Source organism: Bacillus sp. FJAT-49736 (assembly GCF_018343615.1).
Classification (GTDB): domain Bacteria; phylum Bacillota; class Bacilli; order Bacillales; family Bacillaceae_C; genus Margalitia.
On record NZ_JAGYPI010000001.1, the window covers coordinates 439,014 to 458,199 of the forward strand.

Sequence of the window (19,186 nt, forward strand, 5' to 3'; positions counted from 1 at the left end):
ATCATGGAATTTGAAATATTAATCGACAATAAGAATGGGAATGTATGGAACATTCCATCTAAAGATATTGAATGGAAAACTAGTAGGATTGGACAAGCCGGCAAACTTACATTGACCATCATTAAGAATGCTCCTGATCAAGAAAAAGCATTTCAATATAATAATGGTGATGTTATTCGATTTCGTTATAAAGGAATAAATGTATTTTATGGGTATGTCTTTAGTATTAGTACCGGTAAAGATGAGTCTGTAAAAATAACTGCATATGATCAGTTGCGTTACCTAATGTCTAATGATACCTATGTTGGTAAAAATGTTACTGCCACACAAGTAATTAAAAAATTTGCTGATGATTACAAATTAAAAGTTGGGAGTTTAACTGATACTAGCTATAAGATTCCTAAATTGATAGAGGATAATCAAATGACAATGGATATCGTTTGTAAATCATTGGATTTAACGTTGATTGCAACCATTAAAAACTTTGTTCTTTATGATGACTTCGGTTCATTAGCTCTAAAAAATATCAATGATATGGCTGTTGATATTATAATAGGCGATAGTAGTTTAATGACTGATTTTACTTATGATCGATCTATTGATGATGACACATTTAATCGTGTTAAAGTTTATCAAGATAATAAAAAGACTGGAAAACGTGAAGTATATATTGCACAAGATAGTAGTAATATTGCTAAATGGGGACGACTTCAACTACTTCAAAAGGCAGATGACAAAATGAATTCTGCGCAGATAAATGAACTTCTGAATCAGTTAATTAAATTGAAAAATCGAGAGCGAAAAAAGTTAAAACTTACGGCAATAGGCGATTTGAAAATACGAGCAGGCTCCTTTATCCCTGTAGTTATTAAAGAATTGGGAATAAAGAAATATTATCTTGTGGATGAATGTACTCATAAATGGGATGGAGTTGATCATACTATGAGTCTTGATTTAAAGGTGATATAAAATATGAGTTTACTACATTTAATAAAACAAGCTGGAGCAGATGCTGTTGACGCTCAAAATCCTGTAGGCATTATGTTCGGTATAGTATCAAAAATAAATCCTCTGGAAGTATTCGTGGAACAACGATTTACTTTGACGGAGGATTTTTTGGTACTTACAGAAACCGTTACAAAATCAGGATTAAAAGATGGAGATAAGTTAATTTTAATCAGGGTTCAGGGTGGCCAAGAGTATATTGTTTTAGACAAGGTGGGTGGATAATGGTATTACCAGAAGGAGCGATAATAGACGAGGAACTAGAAGTTCAATTACTTCCAAGTTATACCTATCGAATCGACTTTAATCAAAAAAAGATTATTGGAATGGTTGATGAATTGGATGCGATAAAACAGGCTATTTTTAAATTATTGGAGACTGAGAGATTTGAGCATCTTATTTATTCAGACGATTATGCTTTTGAGAGCCAAGGAATAGGAAATTATCCACGTATTTTTATTAAATCGGAGATTACCAGAAGAATTACTGAGGCATTGACGCAAGATGATCGGATAATTGATGTACAAGATTTTGATTTTATTTTCGGCTCAGATGATGTATTTGTAAAATTCACTGCCATCACTGAATATGGCAATATCGATACATTGGAGGTGCCAATTAGTGTATGAACACATGACATTTGATTATATATTAGACAACCTTTTATCACGTGTATCAGATAAAGTAGACAAACGTGAAGGTTCCATAATATATGATGCGTTAGCACCTGCTGCAGCGGAACTTGCACAGCTATATATGGAACTAGATATTAATATTAATTTGTCATATGCCGATACTGCCGATGGTGAATTTTTGGATAGACGAGTGAATGAACATGGAATTTATAGATCACCAGCTACAAAGGCACAGCGAAAAGGCTTGTTCTATGGTGAAAACGGAACTTTTATCGATATCCCAATTGGAAGTAGATTTTCTATTAATGACCTTACGTATACAGTACTATCAAAATTAACAGCTGGCCAATATATCTTAGAGCCTGATGATTCTGGTGTAATTGGCAATCAACATTTCGGCACTCTTTTACCGATTGATTACATTGAAGGATTGGTAAGTGCTGAACTTTCTGATGTCCTTATTCCTGGAGAGGATGAAGAAGATGATGAAAGCCTAAGAGTTCGCTTTTTAACAGAAAAAAGAGAACCACCATTTGGTGGTAATATCGCTGATTATAAACGGAAAATAAATAACATAAATGGTATTGGTGGAGTAAAAGTATTCCCAACATGGCAAGGTGGAGGAACCGTAAAATGTACAATCATTTCAAGTGATTTTAGTAAACCTTCAGCAGAATTAATTAATGATGTACAAACAATTATGGATCCTGAGATAAATAAAGGACAAGGTCTAGGTATGGCACCGATAGGACATACGGTGACAATTGCTGGTGTGGAAAATAAAGTTGTTGATGTAGTAACAAAAATTACTTTAAGCGCAGATTATACTATCGGACAAATTGAACCACAAATTATTGAAATTCTAAAAGAATATTTTTTATCTCTGCGAAAATCATGGGCCAATGAAGATCAGCTAGTGGTTAGAATAGCTCAAATTGATGCCAAAATATTAACTATTCCTGGGATTATTGATGTCGAGAATACACAACTAAATGGCGTAAATTCTAACGTCATCATCCAATCAGAAGAAATACCAATAATGGGGCAGGTGTTAATTAATGGCTGATTCATTAATGAGCTATTTACCGGAATTTTATAATGAAATTATCGACTTCATTGAACTTACAAAGACCGAAGATATAGAAATTAAAAATTTAAATGATGCATTAGATTTATTTTTTAACAATCAATTTATCATTTCTGCTGATGAGGAAAGCATTAAAAGAAGGGAAGACATTCTTCTCATTCAAGCGGATCCAACAACAGAATCATTAGATTTTCGAAGAAAGAGAATCATTAATCGTTACTCTACAAGTCCACCATTTTCAATTCGCTATTTGCAAGAAAGGCTTGATTTTTTGATCGGTAAGGGAAGAGCAATAACAGCGGTTGATTTTGAAAATTACATTTTAACGGTTACTTTATCTATTGAAGACGCTCTTATTTTTAAGGAAGTACAGTACACCATTCAAAAAATAAAGCCAGCAAATATCGTATATATTCAAAGGACTAGTATTAAAGATGCCATTGAATTTAATGAAAACATTAAAACAAGACCAATGCTTCGTAATACTAGACTATCGACAACCTGGAAACTAGGTAAAACTCCTTTTGTTACTCTTGGCGAGGAGGTAGTAATTAAATGATTTCAACAAATTTTATTAACGATGTATCAACATATACAAGTGGGAAAATAGCCAAAGTCGTTATTAATGACACTTATGAAATTAATAATTTTAAGGTAAAAGAGGCATTCAATAACACTGTATCTCTTCAATATATTATTGAAAGTAAGTTTGTAGAGACGGTTACAAAAATTGATTTGAAGGATAATCAAAACAAACTAATCAGTACCAATGCTGTAAATATTCCTATCGCTTCAGACACCCTACTATTGCAAAACGTCAGTGTAAGGGAGGCTAAATGATGTCTTATAATGCAAAAACTGATTGGAAATATGATGATACTCCGACAGAAGATGATTTTAATAGAATTGAAAAAGGCATTAAAGATACCACGGATACAGTTGTGTCGCATTTGGCGGATGATGTTGTACACATTTCTCCTGATGAACGTACTAAGTGGAACGCAACAGAAATGAATCTTAATACATTAAGAAAAAGAAAAAGCGATAAAGACATATATGGGACCTATACCACCGTTGAATATATAAGACCAGATGGAACTTTATATGCCAAAAGTGTTTTAAGTGGTGGAACAAGTCCTCAATATACAACTAACACCATCACATATTATAAACTCGATGGAAAAACTGTACTATCCACAGACACCATACCATTAACCTATGATTCTGATGGGGACTTGCAAAGTGAGGTGTAGAACATGATAGATATTAGAGACCACGGAGGATCATTTGGTGGGAGCGGTTTAAAGCCAAAAGGCCTCGAAAAATTACTTATGGCAAAAAACGATATTAGTAAAGGCGATTTTATTGGTTTAGTAATGAGCGATGATGTACCAATGATTCAACCATCATTTACAACAGTACAGGCTCCATATAGTTTCACCGGTTCTGATAATACGTCTCAGGATTATTCAACTAAATACAGCTTAACGTCAGACAAGGGTAATATGATAATGATAAGAGGTTCTGGTCGTACCTATGTTGTTCTTAAACCATATCTTGATGATACTGGTAAACTTTCGGCTATAAAATCCGCATTTCCATTGTATGGTTATATTTATTCTGTTACAAAACTAAATGGAAACACATTCGCTATATTTCATGCTAATACAGCACTCGATTCAACTGGTGTGACATTGAAATTAATTAGAATTGATGACGTAACGGGGGAACCTGTATTAATTTCTAATACAGTCCTTGGGTCTGAGAAGTACTATAAGGCATTTTATTATATTCCAATGTCTGATGACAATTTAAAAGGAGTGATTCTCCACGGCCGAGGAAAGTACGACATTGGCTACTCAGATAACGCCAGTGTTTATTTTGGAACATTGGAATTAAATAACGATTTCTCTGTAAAATCGGTCAGTATGCCTACTGATGCTGCTCACACAATAAAGACGGGAACAAATCAAGCTTATGTTAGTTTTCAGGGTTTACGCTACAATGCGACGAACGATAGAATCTATGCAAGTTATCCATCAGTCATTGATTTTTATGTGGACTGGAATAACGGTAATCCAACTTTTACTATTGTAAGAGCAACTGGGTTAGCATCGAATTTAACACCTAATAATAAAGAAGTTGTTTTCCGTATTGATAAACAGAAATTAATAACTATTAATAACTATTTAGCCATTATCCAATGGGTATATGATGAGAATAACGCAGTTACAAGTACAGTCCTACAGTCTGGTAATTCATCAACCACCAATAGTACATTCAATCAGAGGATAGACACTATAGATAGACTTTATTTATCAGGTAGGGGTGGAATGATTGATAGTCAGGTCAAAAATATAATAAGACCTGCTGGAGGAAACGCATTTATATTAATAACTGGCGATGGTGGTAACTCCTCACCATCAATTGCAGCTTATGTAAATGCTATTTTCTTTAATGAAGATTTCTCTAAAGTCATTAACGTAGCTAGAACACCAACGAGAATAGCATCATTTAGTCAATATTTGGATAGTGGCTCCATGTATGTTGATATTGATGACAAGCTAAGGGCAAAAGTAATTTGGGCAACGTATACCTATTACGAGGGCTCAGGTTCTTATAGATATAAATACTCTGCTATATTTGACTTAATTCTGGCCATGAACGATAAAGTAAAAGTAACAAACAAAATGTCTGTTATTCATGGTGTTTCTACAGTCTATGCGAAAGAAGGACAAATGGTTAAATGTATAATTGGTGATACAGCTATAATAGATTTCCTATAAGGAGTTGGAGATATTGTTTAAAATTATTTTAACTGAAGACAGGATGGTAATTGGTTGTTCTGATAATCTACAGTTTCTAAGTGATGGCATTGTTGCAACATCACCAACACAACGATATGCGAAAAGTGCATATTCTAATATTGTGGAAGTTGATACTCTACCAGCAGACTACGAAGATTATAAATACAATTATGTAGAGGGTGTTGGTTTTGTTAAGAATGAGGAATGGGTAGACACTGATGCACCGATTATAGATATAAAAGCTTTAAAAAGAGAAAATGAGCTACTTAAGAACTCATTGCTTGAACTTACTTCTTACATTGCTCAACAAGATGTAAGATTGGAAACTCAGGAACAAGCGATATTAGAATTATCAACTTTAATCTCAGGAGGTATTGCTTAATGTTTAATGAAAACAGTGGATTAGTGGTTATTTGGGCGAGAAATGTGAGAGAAGGAAATTACAAAAGGGAGCAAGTTCCAAAACTATCAAACTTGCAAGAAATGGTTTATAAAGTGTTAGATTCTGAAACACCTGCAGCGTAAGGTGTATTTTTTATGTCGTGTGCTGGTTAAGGATGATTAAGTATTTTATATGTGTTAAAAGTCAACATTTATTCACATTTATTCACACATATATAGTTGTTATATATATAGATTAACAATATTATTAATGTGTAATTAATGCATTTTATATTTTGGAATTGTGAAAAAATGTGAAAGGGAGATGAAATGATTATGAAAAAATTATTTAGAGTAGCTTTACCTTTAATTGCAAGTTTATTTTTGTTTTCTGGTATTGCAAGTGCTCACGTAACTGTAAAACCAAATGTATCTGCTCCAGGAGCATGGGAAACTTATACAATTAAAATACCAGTTGAAAAAGAAATACCAACAACTAAAGTAACATTAAAAATTCCTAACGGTGTGGAATTAGAACAATATCAACCAGCAGTTGGATGGAAAGTAACAGCTAAAAAAGATTCTGCAGGGAAAGTCACAGATATTACATGGGAAGCAACAAGTGAGGGAATTTTGCCTGGCCAATTTCAACAGTTTAACTTCGTGGCTAAAAACCCAGATAAAGAAGGAAGCGCTGCATGGGATGCATACCAATACTATAAGGATGGATCTATTGTAGAGTGGACTGGAAATGAAAAATCACAAACCCCTCACTCCATTACACAAATAGCAAGTGTTCAAGGCAATATGCCAGCAGCTACAGATAACCATAGTCATGACCAAGCTACTACTGATAAAGCAACATCCGAGTCAGATGAAACAAATAACACACCATTGATTTTATCAATAGTTGCTGCTGTGTTATCAATCACTGCATTGATTATTGCAATAACAAAAAAGAAAAAATAAGAGTAAATAAAGTCAGCTTTTAAGAGCTGGCTTTTTGTTTTACAGTTGGAAGATTATGCGGCTCAAACACCACTAAAAAATAGGTGTATTTTTTATGTTTTAATTTATATTGTTTAAATATTTTTGGTTAATTTGGAGAATAATATCAATTAGATTACACGGAGGAAATCGTTCATGTGGATTTTAATTTATATTATTTTTATTATAGCCGATATAGCTGTTTTCTTAGTTCCGAAAAAATTAAGTAAAAGTGAATTTTATACTACATCAATTTTTGCAGTATTATTTGGAATTTCTGTTGATGAGGTTCTGGATTTACATTTGAATTTGTATGGATATTTTAAACACGGATTCCAATGGCAAGGGTTTATTGGATCTTTTTTATATTTTATACCTACTAGTTTTTTCTTTCTTAATTTCTTCCCTGAAAAAAAGAGTTGGAAATACAAAGTACTTTATTTTTTAGTATGGGTTATTTTTTCTTTATGTTTTGAATGGTGTTGTTTACAAACATCTTTTCTATATTACAATGGATGGAAATTATTATATTCCGCATTAGTGTATCCAATAATATTTCTATGTTTAATTGGTAATCTAAAATTATTTAGGAAATTAAATAAGAAGTAATACACCTTTTGTATAGTAAGCAAGGTGTATTTTTTATGTCTTCATGACTTAAGTTGCCACGTTCCGAGCGTGGCTATTTTTATGCAAAATGGGGTGTTGGGTTGAATGCTCAAGTTGTGACAATAGTGGGGCTTATATGCACAGTTATAGGCTTAATTATTGGTCTTTTTACGTTTAATAGAAACAGAGATAAAGATGTAAGAAGCGATGCATCAGAATCGGCAGTGATTCGTACGAAATTAGACAATATCAGTTCCGGGATAGATTCTATCAGGATTGATATTAAAGCAAATGAAAGGCGCGTATCTGAACTATCAGAACGGGTTATTCGTGTGGAAGAATCAGCAAAGTCTGCTCACAAAAGAATTGATTTTATTGAAAATAAGGGAGAGATGTAGAATGTTTGAAATTTATGATGTAGCTATTATTCCTTTGATTTTGGCAATTGTGGAGTTATTTAAAAGAGCAGGAATTCCAGACAGATTTTCACCGTTTATTGCAGTTATTTTCGGGATTACTATAGGTGTACTTTACCTGGATACAAACCTAAAACAATGCATTATTGTTGGTCTGATGATGGGGCTTTCAGCTACTGGACTTTATAGTGGAACAAAGAATGTTGCGCAAATCGTTATTAATAAGCCGCAGGCAATTCAAACAAGTCAAAATAATAAAGGAGATGAATAATCATGTCTTTCATATCTGAAATTGCTCCACATGCTCAACGTATTCATAAAGAATATGGTGTCTTAGCATCCTTGGTTATTGCTCAAGCAATATTAGAAAGCAACTGGGGGAAAAGTGGACTAGCTCAAAAAGGCAAGAATCTTTTCGGCATTAAAGGTTCTTATAATGGTCAATCAGTTACCATGCAAACCACTGAATATAAAAACGGCCAACCTTATAAAGTGAATGCAGCATTCCGTAAATATCCTTCCTGGTATGAATCATTATGTGATCTTGCTAATTTATTTAAAAACGGAGTTAGTTGGGACCGAAATAAATATAAAAATATAATTGGTGAGACTGATTACAAGAAAGCAGCTAAATACGTTCAATCCGATGGATATGCTACGGATCCCAAGTATGCTGAAAAACTTATATCAGCCATTGAATCAAATGATTTAACACAGTACGACAATGGATTCATAGTAGCTGCTTCAAAACCTTCAAGTCAGCAAAAAGGTAAAACGATTAATGGTATTAAAGTATTAGGGCAAATACAAATTGTAAATGTGAAAAACGCAGCCTATATTTGCGATAAACCATCAAGTACAAATTCCAAAAATCTTGATACAGCAAAGAAGGGTAGCATCTGGCCGATAGCTGGTAGTATTCCTGGATGGTATGAAATTATCTACAATGGCCGTCGTGCATATGTGAATCAAAAATATGCTAAGCGAGTATAATACAATTACACCTTAATAATCACATCAAAAGCCCTTCTCAATTGAGAAGGGCTTAAAATTAATCCAGTTTCAGTGTATCAGCATAATCATATATGATAATTTCTCTGTCTTCTGTATTTTTCCATCCATCTTCTTCATGAGAAAACTCGCTAATTGCAACAGAGCCATAATGTTTAAATTTCTCACTCACTAAATTAAGTATTTCAATCTCGTTATCATTAAATAAAGAATCATCAAACTCATGAAGTGCCTGAATATTTATCAATGTGTAATCATTAATAAATTCGTATTCAATATCTATTAGATCATTTTTTTCGATACTCGATAATAATAAATCATGATCCATAGGAACAGGTCCGTAAGGAAGTCTTGTATAAGGTATCCCACTTATTGAAAGTAAGTTCCTTTTATAGTTAAGAAAATCTGAATAGAAGAGCAGCTTCATTAGTTTTGTTTTTTGAACCCCATTTTTAGCGAAAAATAATATCATGTTTATTAATTTGTTAAGATTAAAGGAACTGAAACCCGATTCTAAAGACTTCTCATACAGTTTGTAGTTTATTTGTAGCGCCTCAAAAAGTCCTTTTTCTACTTTTGCTTGATCATTATTCTTAAGCTTTTCATTTATTTTTGTTTGTTCTTTATCAGTGAATTTATGCTTGTTTAAATTATAAAATTCATCTATTGATTCAGGATGTTCTTTAAGACGCTTAAGAACAAGCATATGAGAAGAATCAGGTATGTATTTTCCAGTTTCATACCTCGCTATAGTAGATTTACTCCACCCCAAGATACGAGAGAATAAGTCCATAGAAAGTCCATATTGATTACGAACTGATTTAATATCCTCTAGCGAGAGACCAGTCCGTTCTTGATATAATAAAGAGAGCGTTTTCATTGTCTCTGCATCCAACAATTCATCATAAAGATCTTCTCCACAGTCACACTGAAGAACACGTTCAACTATTTCAAACGTCTCACCTTTAAAAGTATAAGTTGCTTTTCGCTCGATAACATGGGCCTCAACATCTTTTTGGCATTGGTTACAATATTTTAGTTTTTGTTCTGCCATGATAATGCCCTCCATTGTTTATTTTCCCCCATTTTATTATTGATAATATATTTTTAATAAATATAAATTGATGAATCTTTTACCAATCACTGTGAAAGGATAAACATACACAACCGCGGTGATCGATTTTCAATTTTATATAAGTCAAAATATCATTAACTTCTTTTTTGAAAATCCAAATAACTTTTCCATCGCCTGGTCGATCAACATCAATACACGGTCCATCAACATAATGATGTGGAGTTAATGTTAGAGTTTCTTCCCACATTTGTTCAGGATTGATTAAACCGAGTTCTAACAATGCTTCAATCCATCTTACTTTCCTACCAGATGGATGATCGTATGTCCTTTTGATGAAATCCCTCTTCCCAGTAGAGATGAGTTGTTTAGCTTCACGGAGAAAGGCTTTAGCATGTATATTTGTCAAAAGTAAACTCCATTAAATGCAAATTTATCATCCCCGGTAAACATAGTATATACAAAAACAGTACCAATTGATACCGAAAAGTGTTCGATTCGACAAAACATGTTATATTTCGACAATTATTGACAAACCATTTATTAAGGGGTAACAAAGGAGGACATACTAAAATTATAAATATAAAATCGATTTTTTGTAACATATTTTTACAATATAAGCATTATTTTATATACTTCTCTTGTCTCCAATTAAACAAATCAAAAGTATCTTCAATTTCCTTCACTAACTCCGTTATATTGCAGTCTCCATTATAAATCACTTTTTCAATCTCTAGAGCGAGGCAGAGCATTTCCATACTCGCCTCATAGATACGTGCGTAAGCCCACTTAGCAGCTTCTCTGTCCGGGTCAATCCCTAAAATACTTCACATGTGGATTGGCAAACATCAATATGTCAGCTCCACTTTTCTCTTACATGAATTTCAGTATGAATTTGCATCATCTTTACTCCGTTCGTACTGTTCTTTACGATTATTAATCCTTGTATTGTATACATTCAAAATTAATACATATAAAATAATACTTCCAATTGATGTAATCCAAAGTCCATTGTCTTCTAAAGATAAATATCCATCATTAACTAAACCATGGATGAAAATCATAAAAAATGTTGGTACTAATGCCATAATACATAGAGCCCATACAAGAACTAATGCCTTAAACCAAAATGGATTTACCTTTTTATAATAACTTATTTCTGCTTCTTTTGTTGGTATGTAATAAATACCGAATATAAAGAAAATTAATCCTATGATGATCCATATCATTTATTCTCACTCTTTCTTCTTTTTAGTCGCATTCTATAAATTTCCAATATATATCCGTAACACTTTTGGATAGATTCGTCATAACGTGGTCCTTTAATTATTGTTATTTTCATCATTGCCACCTCTAGCATAAAGATTATCGACTTTTACACCTAATAATTCAGCTAAAGCAAATAGTTGAGGTCCATTTGGGTGTGACCTACCTGTACACCAATTAGAAACCGTTTGATAACTAATAGATAATTCTTTTGCTATAAATTTCAATTTTACATCCTTTTTTTTTACCCAATAACCTATTCTACTTTCATACATATTAAGCCTCCAGCCAAAACTTTATAAATGAATTTAATAAAAATATTAAAAATTTTTATAGGACAATTTCTAATATAGTGTTCCAGTTCGTATGCTTTATCAAATACCAAAAGGGAATTTCAAAAGTAATATTCTCATTTGCTTTATAACAATTGTTCGACTTTGTCCTGGAATATTCCTTTTTGGAGAAACTATTTACTTCGTAAATAACAAGGAGGTGGGAAATTGATATTCACGATATTAAGTACAGCAGCACTTGGAGGAATAGCAGGATACGGGTATCTGAAATCAAATTCTTCAACCAATAATGAGTCTGAAAAAATCATCAAAATTTTAAACAATTCCGGATTGCGAATAAAGGACGCTGCCACGAAAAGGACAGAGACTATTAGAATTTTAAAGAAATGTGATATTAAGGATGGAACTGAATATGTTTTTCAACTCCCTTTAGGAATAGGGCAAAAGGATGTTCTAGAACGAAAACATTTATTAGAAGATGGGCTGAATACCAAATCAAAAACAATGGATTTTCATTTAAAAGATGTTTTAGATATTAAATGGAATAGAAAACCATGGAAACAAATTATGGAGTTGTTTAAGAAGAAAAAGGCTCACAAGAAAGAAATCGAAATAAGTTATGACGGCACATTGAAAATCAGAGTTTATAATGAGCAGTTAACCAAAGAACTAATTTGGGATGAATCTATGCTCACATCAGGCACATGGAAAATCTGTTTGGGTGGTGATCGCCATGAAAGAATTTATCATGATTTTGATGAAAGAAAGCATTTAATCATTGCTGGTGTGCCAGGCTCTGGTAAGAGTGTGATTATGAAATTAATCATCACCAGCCTAATGCTTCAGAATCCTAATGACGTTTCCTTTTCACTGATTGATTTAAAAGGTGGTCCTGCTTTTGCAAGATTCAAAGATTGCATGCAAGTCAGAGTGGGGCATCTAGGTATTAACATGGAAGAATCATTGAGAATTTTAAAAGAAGTTCAAGAAGACATGGAAAATGTGTATCAAAAGATTTTAGTACCTAACGATTATGAGGATGTAACCGAAGCAGGGATTAAGAAGAGACACTTCATTGTCATTGATGAAGCTGCAGATATTGTGGATTTTCCGGAAGCAGTTGATATTTTAACAGATATTGTTCGAAAGGGAAGAGGTAGTGGACACTATGTCATCTACAGTACCCAATATCCTTCTGCCCAGGCCATACCAATGCAAATCAAGAGAAATATTCCATCACGAATTTCTTACGTATTAGATAGTGCAACGGCTTCAACAACAGTCTTGGATCAAAGTGGAGCAGAGAATTTGCCAGAAATACCAGGGAGAGGGATCTATAAAGGAAGTGTTAAACAAAGTATTTTTCAAACTGCTTTTATAGATAACCAAACCATTAAAGAGAAAATAACGCCTTTCGTGATTATTCAACCAAGGAAGGATGATCAAAGTGATAAAGTCAGCAGTGAAACAACAGAGAATCGAAGATATTCTCTTATCGTTGAAGAAAATGGATTATCTGACCAGGGCACAGATTCAAGCTATCCACAATCTAAAAGGAGACAGAAACGCAAATAGAATATTAGCAGATATGAGTGAATATCTAGGAAGCTTTAGGCATGAAATTCAAAAGGTTTATCACCTAAACAAAGCCGGAAGAGAAAGAGTAAAATGTGAGGTTGAAAGAACAAAAACCCAAAATATACAGCATTATCTTATTAGAAATCAACTATGGATTTATTTGAGAAAACCACATAGCTGGAAAAATGAAATGAAAATAAAAGTTAAGGAAGTATGCGTGGTGGCTGATGCAATGTTTTATGTTACGAAGGAAGTGATGGCGTTTGTGGAAGTTGATGTGAGTCAATCGATGAAAGTTAATAGGGTAAAAATGGATAAATATCGCAAGATTAAAGAAATGACTGGTAATGAATTCCATGTCGTTTGGATTACAGAGATAGAAAGCAGAAGATTAAAGTTAAAGGAATTAATGCAAGGGATGCCAGGAAGAGTGTATACATTTAATGAAATTAAATGAGGTGAGTACCATGAAAAGACAAAAAGTCATTAAATTTTATGATTTTATGGATGGATCCTATAAGCATAAAGAAAAAACAAGCAAAAGAAAAATCGTAAAGGATACTTTAAGCATTGCAGGTTCCGCAGCAATTCCACTTTTGCTAACAGGGGGAGTGGGTGCTGTTAGCATAGCAATGGCAGGTGCAAGAACATTTGCTGCTACCACTAATATTCAATTAGATATAGCTATACCAGCTGTAGCTCAAGCGGTGCCAACTGGTGCAAAAGAATGGATGAGTGAACAAACACTCTCTGCATTAGCACATGTTTTAGATCCACTGGTCGATATTATGGTGTCACTAAGTTTTCCTATTGCCTCAGTTATAATAGTTGGATCATGTTTCTTCTTTATGTTTAATAAATCGGAAAAAGCATGGGAAATGATGATGAAAGCCGGATTAGGATACGTATTAATTCAAGTATCTCCACTTATTTTAAATGTATTGAAGCAAGTAGGTAACGCGGTTTAATTTAAATCGTTGACGAGTTGTTGACGTAATTAGTCAACAACGTTCATTTTTGTTCCGAATTAATCATATAAGGAAAAATAAAAAGCCTATATAATAATGATTAGAACTAGTTCTTCATAAACAAACCAAAAACGTTTATCACCTTGACAGGGTGGGGGTCGCTGGTTCGAGCCCAGTCAGAATCATACTGCGCTAGGAACGTTGTTATAACGGATTTCCTGGCGTTTTTTATTTCGTTCACATGACTGTGAAAAATAGGGGATATTTGTATAAATGAAAACTAATAGATTCTTATTATTTTCTTTTATAATTGCATTTTTAGGCGTTTTTTTAATATATGAATATTTTAAGTATGATTTCCAACAAACAGTTTTGCAGCATCTTCAACACGAAGGGTTGAAAGAAAAAGATATTAAGAGTATTAAAACAAGGTTTAATAAATTTGGATACTGGACTGGGTTGTATTCAATGATGAAAGGGATGTAGTTTATATTTATGAAATAAATAAGAAAAACAAAAAAATAGTGCAAACAACTTATGATTCAGGAAAAAGAGAAAGTGAACTTTTACATCTTGAAAATAAATAACATTTAAATTAGCTTTTCCTATTTGAGAGGGGCTAATTTAATTTTTATACATAGATTACCACTTATAAAATCAGGCACATAATTTATTACAGTACTATTTTGATTTCGATCTTATTATTTTATAAATAAGGAGTGCCTTATGAAACTTCGGTTGGAAATATTATTTTAAAATAACCGAATTTTGTGTTCAGAAAAATAACCGAGTTAATAACTCGGTTAATGAATCGATTAGTATGCCGAAAAAATGACTTACTAACCAAAATCTTATCGTTCTTTTAGTATAGCGAAGTATTTTAATATAGTATATCGGTTCAAATTCTCAATTAATTGGAGAAGTGTGGTAAGCCCTAATAAATATGTGGGTGTACATATTTATTAGGAATAAGACAAAAATTGTAATCGGAATACAGAGATAATCTTATTAGAGTTGCCTAGTCCTTTTTTTTTTAAAGTACTCAGGTCTTAGTGACACTCCAAAGAATCACATGAAGAAAACTAAAGCCCCCCGTGATTTTTCCCCTCATATGCACTTGAAATTATCTGCAAGTAAACCTTCTTTATTTTTGTTGCTTACCTGTTCGAGCTACTTCCGTATTTGGAACAGACTGTGGAGAATGGTGGTTTGCGCTCCCTCCATTCGGCGGCCCATACGTATGGGCATCATCAGTGACTTTGGCCCCTTTTAAAAAATCATCCTTTGTTTTCAATTCCTTCACCTCCATTTTTATTATGTGAATTTCTTTTAATAGTATTAATGGGACTTATATTCTGCATGATAGGAATTCGATCCTGCATGAACAGATAAGAGGGTATCAGCATAGCCAACCAGTCTATTTACTATTTCATCTGCTATTGCATATACAAGCTGGTGAAGTTCATGGTTAAAGAGTCTTTCGTCGTCGAAGATAATCGTGGTATTAATGAATATCTCCTTATTTCCATATAAGTTATAATGAATGATCGCTTTCCCCGCTGCCCCGCCGGTTTTAGGATCAACATAATTTTTTAAAAAAATGTACCATTCTTCAGCAGTTGCGGAACGGAAATTTTTTGTGAACTTCAGGGCTTTAATTTCATCCTCAATTTCCTTTTTTACCTGTAAATCGACAATTGTTTTTTCCTCTTTCATTTGTTATCACCTTTGCACTAAGGATATAGCCTTTTTCCACAAATCCACTAAAATGGCGCGTACTTCTGCAGTTATTTTTTCCTATTTCGTTATGCAAAATCCACAAATCTTCTTACTTCATTAAAAAACCTCAATTTTATCATCCCATCCTCGAAAAGTATTTGAAATCTAAAGGATCCAAAGCTTGGAAATTACTTTTAAGGATAAACCGAGTGGAGTTGCCTAAAATATAAGAGGTAAACCAACGTATTCTAATAAAGAAAAATGGAGGAAATAGGATGTCAGATAATAAACAAGACTACCAAAATCTAGATGGCGGAAAAATTGCGGATAAAACATATGATCCAAGCGACTATAAGGGTAACTCAGAACTCTCAAAAGGATTAGCGACGACTCATGAACAGGTAAGTGATGTGTATGTAGAGGGTACTGTTGATGGTGTTATGGAAGACGTAGCTGGAGATGATATTCCTCTAAAGCGATAGTAATGTGAATAGGTTCAGTACAAATGACTCCTTGTTTGGGGTCATTTTCATTTGGTTCGCTTAATAATGCTTTCCATGAAGATTTGGAGTATGTAGGCATTTTGCCCACTTTTATTAAGAGAATATAAGGCACTTAGTAATCATTATATTTAATAATCAACATGTAGGGAATACGAGGATAAATACATTAAACATATGAACAAATTCCCAAGTTTATGCTATTGATGAGCTGAGTTATTCATATTAAAACTATCAAAAGAAAAAAAGGTTTTAACCTCAAGGGCCTGCACATAAAATGTACAAGTTCCCTGTAACGAGGAGTGGTTTTGTGAGTATCAGTTTACTATTTAGCTACATATTTTTAGGTCTAACTTTGGCGGCACCAATAGGCCCAGTTAATTCTGCACGTATCGATAAGGGGATAAAAAATGGTTTTTGGCACGCGTGGATAGTTGGGATAGGGGCTATGCTTGCTGATACAATTTTTATGATTTTAGTTTATGTAGGCTTTGTTGAATTTTTAGAAATACCGATTATACAAGTTTTTCTCTGGTTATTTGGAGCATTTGTCCTTATTTATACAGGGGTTGAAAGTATAGTCAGCAGTAAAAAGATACCATTGGATTTCGAACGCAAAAAGGACTCCTTATATAAATGTTTTCTTACAGGATTTATTATGTCCATTTCAAGCCCGCTTTCGATTTTATTTTGGATCGGTATATATGGGTCTGTCCTTGCAAAAACAGTAGCTAACAATGGGAAGCAATCACTAATTATTTATAGTAGTATGATTTTTATTGGTTTAGCTATTTGGGATATTTGGATCGCTGGCCTTACAAGTGGATTTAGAAGATTTTTAAATAACCATACATTGTTGGTTATTTCTATGGTTTCTGGGGTATCATTAATAGCTTTTGGTCTTTATTTTGGAATACATGGAATTATGGTTTTATCGTCATGGACTAAAAATTAATTCCCCCTAATAAAGGGGGATAAATTTACATTTCAATTAACAATCATGTTTACCCTTAAGGTGTAATGGCGGTGGAATAAGCCATCCTTTTTCTTTATTCATGCGAAGTACTTTTGCTCCTAATGCAGCTTTCTGAGTATGGAATTGCCCAAACAACATTATAACATCTTCTCTGATAGATTTTCCCATAGCTGCACTGCAAGCTACTAATCCCCCAGCAATGTCGACAGAAAGAGTGGCTGCAATACCAGGATCCGGAATTCTGGCACCAACTGGAATGTCCTCAAGACACGCATCTGGCGGGGCAGGAGGTGCTGGTGGCAAAGCAATCCCATTTTCCTTCAAAAGCTCTTCGAGTTGTGTTTTTTGCTGCTGACAAGTGTCAATTGCCTCATCCAATAGCTTTTTTAAATCTTCATCTCCTGCGTGATGTACCATCGTTTGATAATACGCAATCATACTATTTCCGGCCATTAGAGTCGACCAAAGATCAAAAACTTCACCGTAGTGTAAAGGCTCGTCCTTAGGGTTACCGCTAAGAATTCCCATTGCTAACCTCCTTAAATGATAAGAAATATTCATTTAATGTGCATCTCCTTTTTATTGCACAAAGGTAGTTTATCCTTCTTTTTTATTTTAAGATTTATAAATTTTTACCTATTTAAGTTAACTTAGAGCCTGATTAAGATCTGCGATTAGTGCGGAAGCAGGTTCCATCCCTATTGAGAGTCTAATCAATCCCGGACTAATATGTTTCCTTTTTAATTCATCAACGTTATTTCCATAGTTGGGAGATATGACAAGACTCTCGAATGAACCCCAGGATACACCGATTTTAAAGATTCTCAAACGGTTTATTACTCTCTTTATTGCCTCATAATTTGCGTTTTTTATTTCAAATGTCAGTAGTCCGGAGAAACCGGAAAAATGTTTTTTCGATAATTGGGACTCCTCTGCTTGTAGACCTGGGTAATTTACCTTAGCAACGGCAGGATGTGAAGCGAGAAAAGAAGCCACTTGTTTTGCGTTTTCTTGATGACATTTCATGCGTAAGGGCAGCGTTTGAAGACCTTTCAACAATAGGGATGCTTCACGTGGCCCCATTATGCCGCCAAACAATAAATACTCGTTATTAAAAAGCTGATTCATGATGTCAATACTTGTAATAACTGCCCCCCCCACTAAATCACTATGTCCACCTAAATATTTGGACAAGGAATGCACAACAATATCAATTCCAAAAGTTATAGGTTTTTGAAATAGCGGAGTTGCCCACGTATTATCAATAATAGTGCGAATTCCTCGTGGTTTAGCTATACGAGAGATCAGTTGCAAATCGATTAGCTGGAGATTCATATCAGTTGGGTTTTCTAAAAAAAATAAAGTGGTATTTGCTTGAATTGCCTTTTCAATGGATTTTTTATCAGTAGAATAAACAACGGTGTGGCTAACCTCGAATTTATCTAAATATTTCAAAAGCTCAAGAGTTGATTTATAAATGTTACTAATACATAGAACATGATCTCCAGCACGAACGCTATTGAATACTGCAGCCGTAATGGCAGCCATACCAGATGCAAAACACTTACATATTTCTCCCCGCTCGAATGCCGCAAGTTTTCTTTCCACAATTTCTACAGTTGGATTTTGCCCTCTCCAATAAACATAATGATGAAGCTGATCGTTTTCTGCGTGGACAAGTTCTTCAAATGTAGGGAACACGAATAGAGAATTTCCAAACTCTGGCGGGATGATTGCACCATAAAAAGGGTCGGAATCAGTATTGAAATGCATACAAACTTCTTGATCGAAATGGTCAAAATTCTCCATTGTCTCCTCCTTGTTTGTCCCCAAAATTTCACGATGTAAAATTTCAACTTAATATGAATAAAGTATA

General features: G+C 33.7%; 30 protein-coding genes. 21 read left to right on the plus strand and 9 right to left on the minus strand.

Going from position 1 to position 19,186, the window contains the following annotated elements:
* Positions 1-3 precede the first annotated feature (3 nt).
* The 15 genes from KHA87_RS02470 (at position 4) to KHA87_RS02540 (ending at position 8,920) form a co-directional block, all read left to right on the plus strand.
* Positions 4-969, plus strand: coding sequence for an XkdQ/YqbQ family protein (locus KHA87_RS02470; protein WP_213092524.1), 966 nt, complete (start codon positions 4-6; stop codon positions 967-969).
* Positions 970-972: 3 nt separating this feature from the next.
* Positions 973-1,230, plus strand: a complete 258-nt coding sequence (locus tag KHA87_RS02475; protein WP_213092525.1) for a DUF2577 domain-containing protein — start codon at positions 973-975, stop codon at positions 1,228-1,230.
* Entirely contained in the window at positions 1,230-1,634 is a 405-nt protein-coding gene (locus tag KHA87_RS02480; protein WP_213092526.1) for a DUF2634 domain-containing protein, read from the plus strand. The genes KHA87_RS02475 and KHA87_RS02480 overlap by 1 nt, the downstream gene beginning before the upstream one ends.
* The gene (locus KHA87_RS02485; RefSeq protein WP_213092527.1) at positions 1,627-2,706 is read left to right on the plus strand and encodes a baseplate J/gp47 family protein; all 1,080 of its coding nucleotides are present in this window, start codon (positions 1,627-1,629) and stop codon (positions 2,704-2,706) included. Before KHA87_RS02480 ends, KHA87_RS02485 begins: the two co-directional genes overlap by 8 nt.
* Positions 2,699-3,286 (plus strand): putative phage tail protein, encoded by a 588-nt coding sequence (locus tag KHA87_RS02490; protein WP_213092528.1) that lies wholly within the window; start codon positions 2,699-2,701, stop codon positions 3,284-3,286. The genes KHA87_RS02485 and KHA87_RS02490 overlap by 8 nt, the downstream gene beginning before the upstream one ends.
* Positions 3,283-3,567: a ketopantoate hydroxymethyltransferase gene (locus KHA87_RS02495; RefSeq protein WP_213092529.1), complete on the plus strand. Its 285-nt coding sequence runs from the start codon at positions 3,283-3,285 to the stop codon at positions 3,565-3,567. The genes KHA87_RS02490 and KHA87_RS02495 overlap by 4 nt, the downstream gene beginning before the upstream one ends.
* Positions 3,567-3,980 (plus strand): hypothetical protein, encoded by a 414-nt coding sequence (locus KHA87_RS02500; RefSeq protein WP_213092530.1) that lies wholly within the window; start codon positions 3,567-3,569, stop codon positions 3,978-3,980. The genes KHA87_RS02495 and KHA87_RS02500 overlap by 1 nt, the downstream gene beginning before the upstream one ends.
* A gap of 3 nt (positions 3,981-3,983) precedes the next feature.
* Positions 3,984-5,513 (plus strand): hypothetical protein, encoded by a 1,530-nt coding sequence (locus KHA87_RS02505; RefSeq protein ID WP_213092531.1) that lies wholly within the window; start codon positions 3,984-3,986, stop codon positions 5,511-5,513.
* A 13-nt stretch (positions 5,514-5,526) separates the two neighbouring features.
* Positions 5,527-5,916 carry a hypothetical protein gene (locus tag KHA87_RS02510; RefSeq protein ID WP_213092532.1) on the plus strand — a complete coding sequence of 130 codons (390 nt, stop codon included), beginning with the start codon at positions 5,527-5,529 and terminating at the stop codon, positions 5,914-5,916.
* On the plus strand, positions 5,916-6,059 hold the full coding sequence (locus KHA87_RS02515) for a hypothetical protein (RefSeq protein ID WP_213092533.1): 144 nt from the start codon (positions 5,916-5,918) through the stop codon (positions 6,057-6,059). Before KHA87_RS02510 ends, KHA87_RS02515 begins: the two co-directional genes overlap by 1 nt.
* A 192-nt stretch (positions 6,060-6,251) precedes the next feature.
* Positions 6,252-6,884 carry a YcnI family copper-binding membrane protein gene (locus KHA87_RS02520; RefSeq protein WP_213092534.1) on the plus strand — a complete coding sequence of 211 codons (633 nt, stop codon included), beginning with the start codon at positions 6,252-6,254 and terminating at the stop codon, positions 6,882-6,884.
* Between the two features lie 174 nt (positions 6,885-7,058).
* Positions 7,059-7,511, plus strand: a complete 453-nt coding sequence (locus tag KHA87_RS02525) for a hypothetical protein (protein WP_213092535.1) — start codon at positions 7,059-7,061, stop codon at positions 7,509-7,511.
* A gap of 125 nt (positions 7,512-7,636) precedes the next feature.
* On the plus strand, positions 7,637-7,909 hold the full coding sequence (locus tag KHA87_RS02530; RefSeq protein WP_213092536.1) for a hypothetical protein: 273 nt from the start codon (positions 7,637-7,639) through the stop codon (positions 7,907-7,909).
* 1 nt (position 7,910) lies between these two features.
* Complete coding sequence (locus tag KHA87_RS02535) at positions 7,911-8,198, plus strand: hypothetical protein (protein WP_213092537.1); 288 nt, start codon at positions 7,911-7,913, stop codon at positions 8,196-8,198.
* A 2-nt stretch (positions 8,199-8,200) separates the two neighbouring features.
* Entirely contained in the window at positions 8,201-8,920 is a 720-nt protein-coding gene (locus tag KHA87_RS02540) for a glycoside hydrolase family 73 protein (RefSeq protein WP_213092538.1), read from the plus strand.
* A gap of 58 nt (positions 8,921-8,978) precedes the next feature.
* Here KHA87_RS02540 and KHA87_RS02545 read toward each other — a convergent pair whose 3' ends face one another.
* The 5 genes from KHA87_RS02545 to KHA87_RS02560 form a co-directional block, all read right to left on the minus strand.
* Entirely contained in the window at positions 8,979-9,992 is a 1,014-nt protein-coding gene (locus KHA87_RS02545; protein WP_213092539.1) for a type II TA system antitoxin MqsA family protein, read from the minus strand.
* Positions 9,993-10,071: 79 nt separating this feature from the next.
* Positions 10,072-10,419 carry a hypothetical protein gene (locus KHA87_RS02550; RefSeq protein WP_213092540.1) on the minus strand — a complete coding sequence of 116 codons (348 nt, stop codon included), beginning with the start codon at positions 10,417-10,419 and terminating at the stop codon, positions 10,072-10,074.
* Between the two features lie 214 nt (positions 10,420-10,633).
* Positions 10,634-10,768, minus strand: coding sequence for a hypothetical protein (locus KHA87_RS22350; RefSeq protein ID WP_283249408.1), 135 nt, complete (start codon positions 10,766-10,768; stop codon positions 10,634-10,636).
* A gap of 126 nt (positions 10,769-10,894) precedes the next feature.
* Positions 10,895-11,239 carry a hypothetical protein gene (locus tag KHA87_RS02555; protein ID WP_213092541.1) on the minus strand — a complete coding sequence of 115 codons (345 nt, stop codon included), beginning with the start codon at positions 11,237-11,239 and terminating at the stop codon, positions 10,895-10,897.
* Positions 11,240-11,332: 93 nt separating this feature from the next.
* Positions 11,333-11,551, minus strand: a complete 219-nt coding sequence (locus tag KHA87_RS02560; protein ID WP_213092542.1) for a helix-turn-helix transcriptional regulator — start codon at positions 11,549-11,551, stop codon at positions 11,333-11,335.
* Positions 11,552-11,776: 225 nt separating this feature from the next.
* On the opposite strand from KHA87_RS02560, the gene KHA87_RS02565 reads away from it, so the two are divergent.
* From KHA87_RS02565 to KHA87_RS02580, 4 genes are all read left to right on the plus strand, one after another.
* The gene (locus tag KHA87_RS02565) at positions 11,777-13,144 is read left to right on the plus strand and encodes an FtsK/SpoIIIE domain-containing protein (RefSeq protein ID WP_213092543.1); all 1,368 of its coding nucleotides are present in this window, start codon (positions 11,777-11,779) and stop codon (positions 13,142-13,144) included.
* The gene (locus KHA87_RS02570) at positions 13,077-13,604 is read left to right on the plus strand and encodes a replication-relaxation family protein (RefSeq protein ID WP_213092544.1); all 528 of its coding nucleotides are present in this window, start codon (positions 13,077-13,079) and stop codon (positions 13,602-13,604) included. Before KHA87_RS02565 ends, KHA87_RS02570 begins: the two co-directional genes overlap by 68 nt.
* 10 nt (positions 13,605-13,614) lie before the next feature.
* On the plus strand, positions 13,615-14,115 hold the full coding sequence (locus KHA87_RS02575) for a hypothetical protein (RefSeq protein ID WP_213092545.1): 501 nt from the start codon (positions 13,615-13,617) through the stop codon (positions 14,113-14,115).
* 273 nt (positions 14,116-14,388) lie between these two features.
* Positions 14,389-14,601: a hypothetical protein gene (locus KHA87_RS02580; protein WP_213092546.1), complete on the plus strand. Its 213-nt coding sequence runs from the start codon at positions 14,389-14,391 to the stop codon at positions 14,599-14,601.
* 658 nt (positions 14,602-15,259) lie between these two features.
* On the opposite strand, the gene KHA87_RS02585 is transcribed toward KHA87_RS02580, so the two are convergent.
* Together KHA87_RS02585 and KHA87_RS02590 are read right to left on the minus strand one after the other, a co-directional pair.
* Complete coding sequence (locus tag KHA87_RS02585) at positions 15,260-15,409, minus strand: hypothetical protein (protein WP_213092547.1); 150 nt, start codon at positions 15,407-15,409, stop codon at positions 15,260-15,262.
* A gap of 44 nt (positions 15,410-15,453) precedes the next feature.
* A complete protein-coding gene (locus tag KHA87_RS02590) occupies positions 15,454-15,831 on the minus strand; it encodes a hypothetical protein (protein WP_213092548.1) in 378 nt (125 codons plus the stop codon).
* A gap of 278 nt (positions 15,832-16,109) precedes the next feature.
* Between KHA87_RS02590 and KHA87_RS02595 the strand changes: the two genes are divergently transcribed.
* The gene (locus KHA87_RS02595; RefSeq protein WP_213092549.1) at positions 16,110-16,316 is read left to right on the plus strand and encodes a YozQ family protein; all 207 of its coding nucleotides are present in this window, start codon (positions 16,110-16,112) and stop codon (positions 16,314-16,316) included.
* Between the two features lie 328 nt (positions 16,317-16,644).
* A complete protein-coding gene (locus tag KHA87_RS02600) occupies positions 16,645-17,289 on the plus strand; it encodes a LysE family transporter (RefSeq protein WP_349305548.1) in 645 nt (214 codons plus the stop codon).
* A gap of 36 nt (positions 17,290-17,325) precedes the next feature.
* Here KHA87_RS02600 and KHA87_RS02605 read toward each other — a convergent pair whose 3' ends face one another.
* Together KHA87_RS02605 and KHA87_RS02610 are read right to left on the minus strand one after the other, a co-directional pair.
* Positions 17,326-17,838, minus strand: coding sequence for a DUF3231 family protein (locus KHA87_RS02605; RefSeq protein WP_213092551.1), 513 nt, complete (start codon positions 17,836-17,838; stop codon positions 17,326-17,328).
* Positions 17,839-17,955: 117 nt separating this feature from the next.
* Positions 17,956-19,119, minus strand: a complete 1,164-nt coding sequence (locus tag KHA87_RS02610) for a trans-sulfuration enzyme family protein (RefSeq protein ID WP_213092552.1) — start codon at positions 19,117-19,119, stop codon at positions 17,956-17,958.
* Positions 19,120-19,186: the final 67 nt, after the last annotated feature.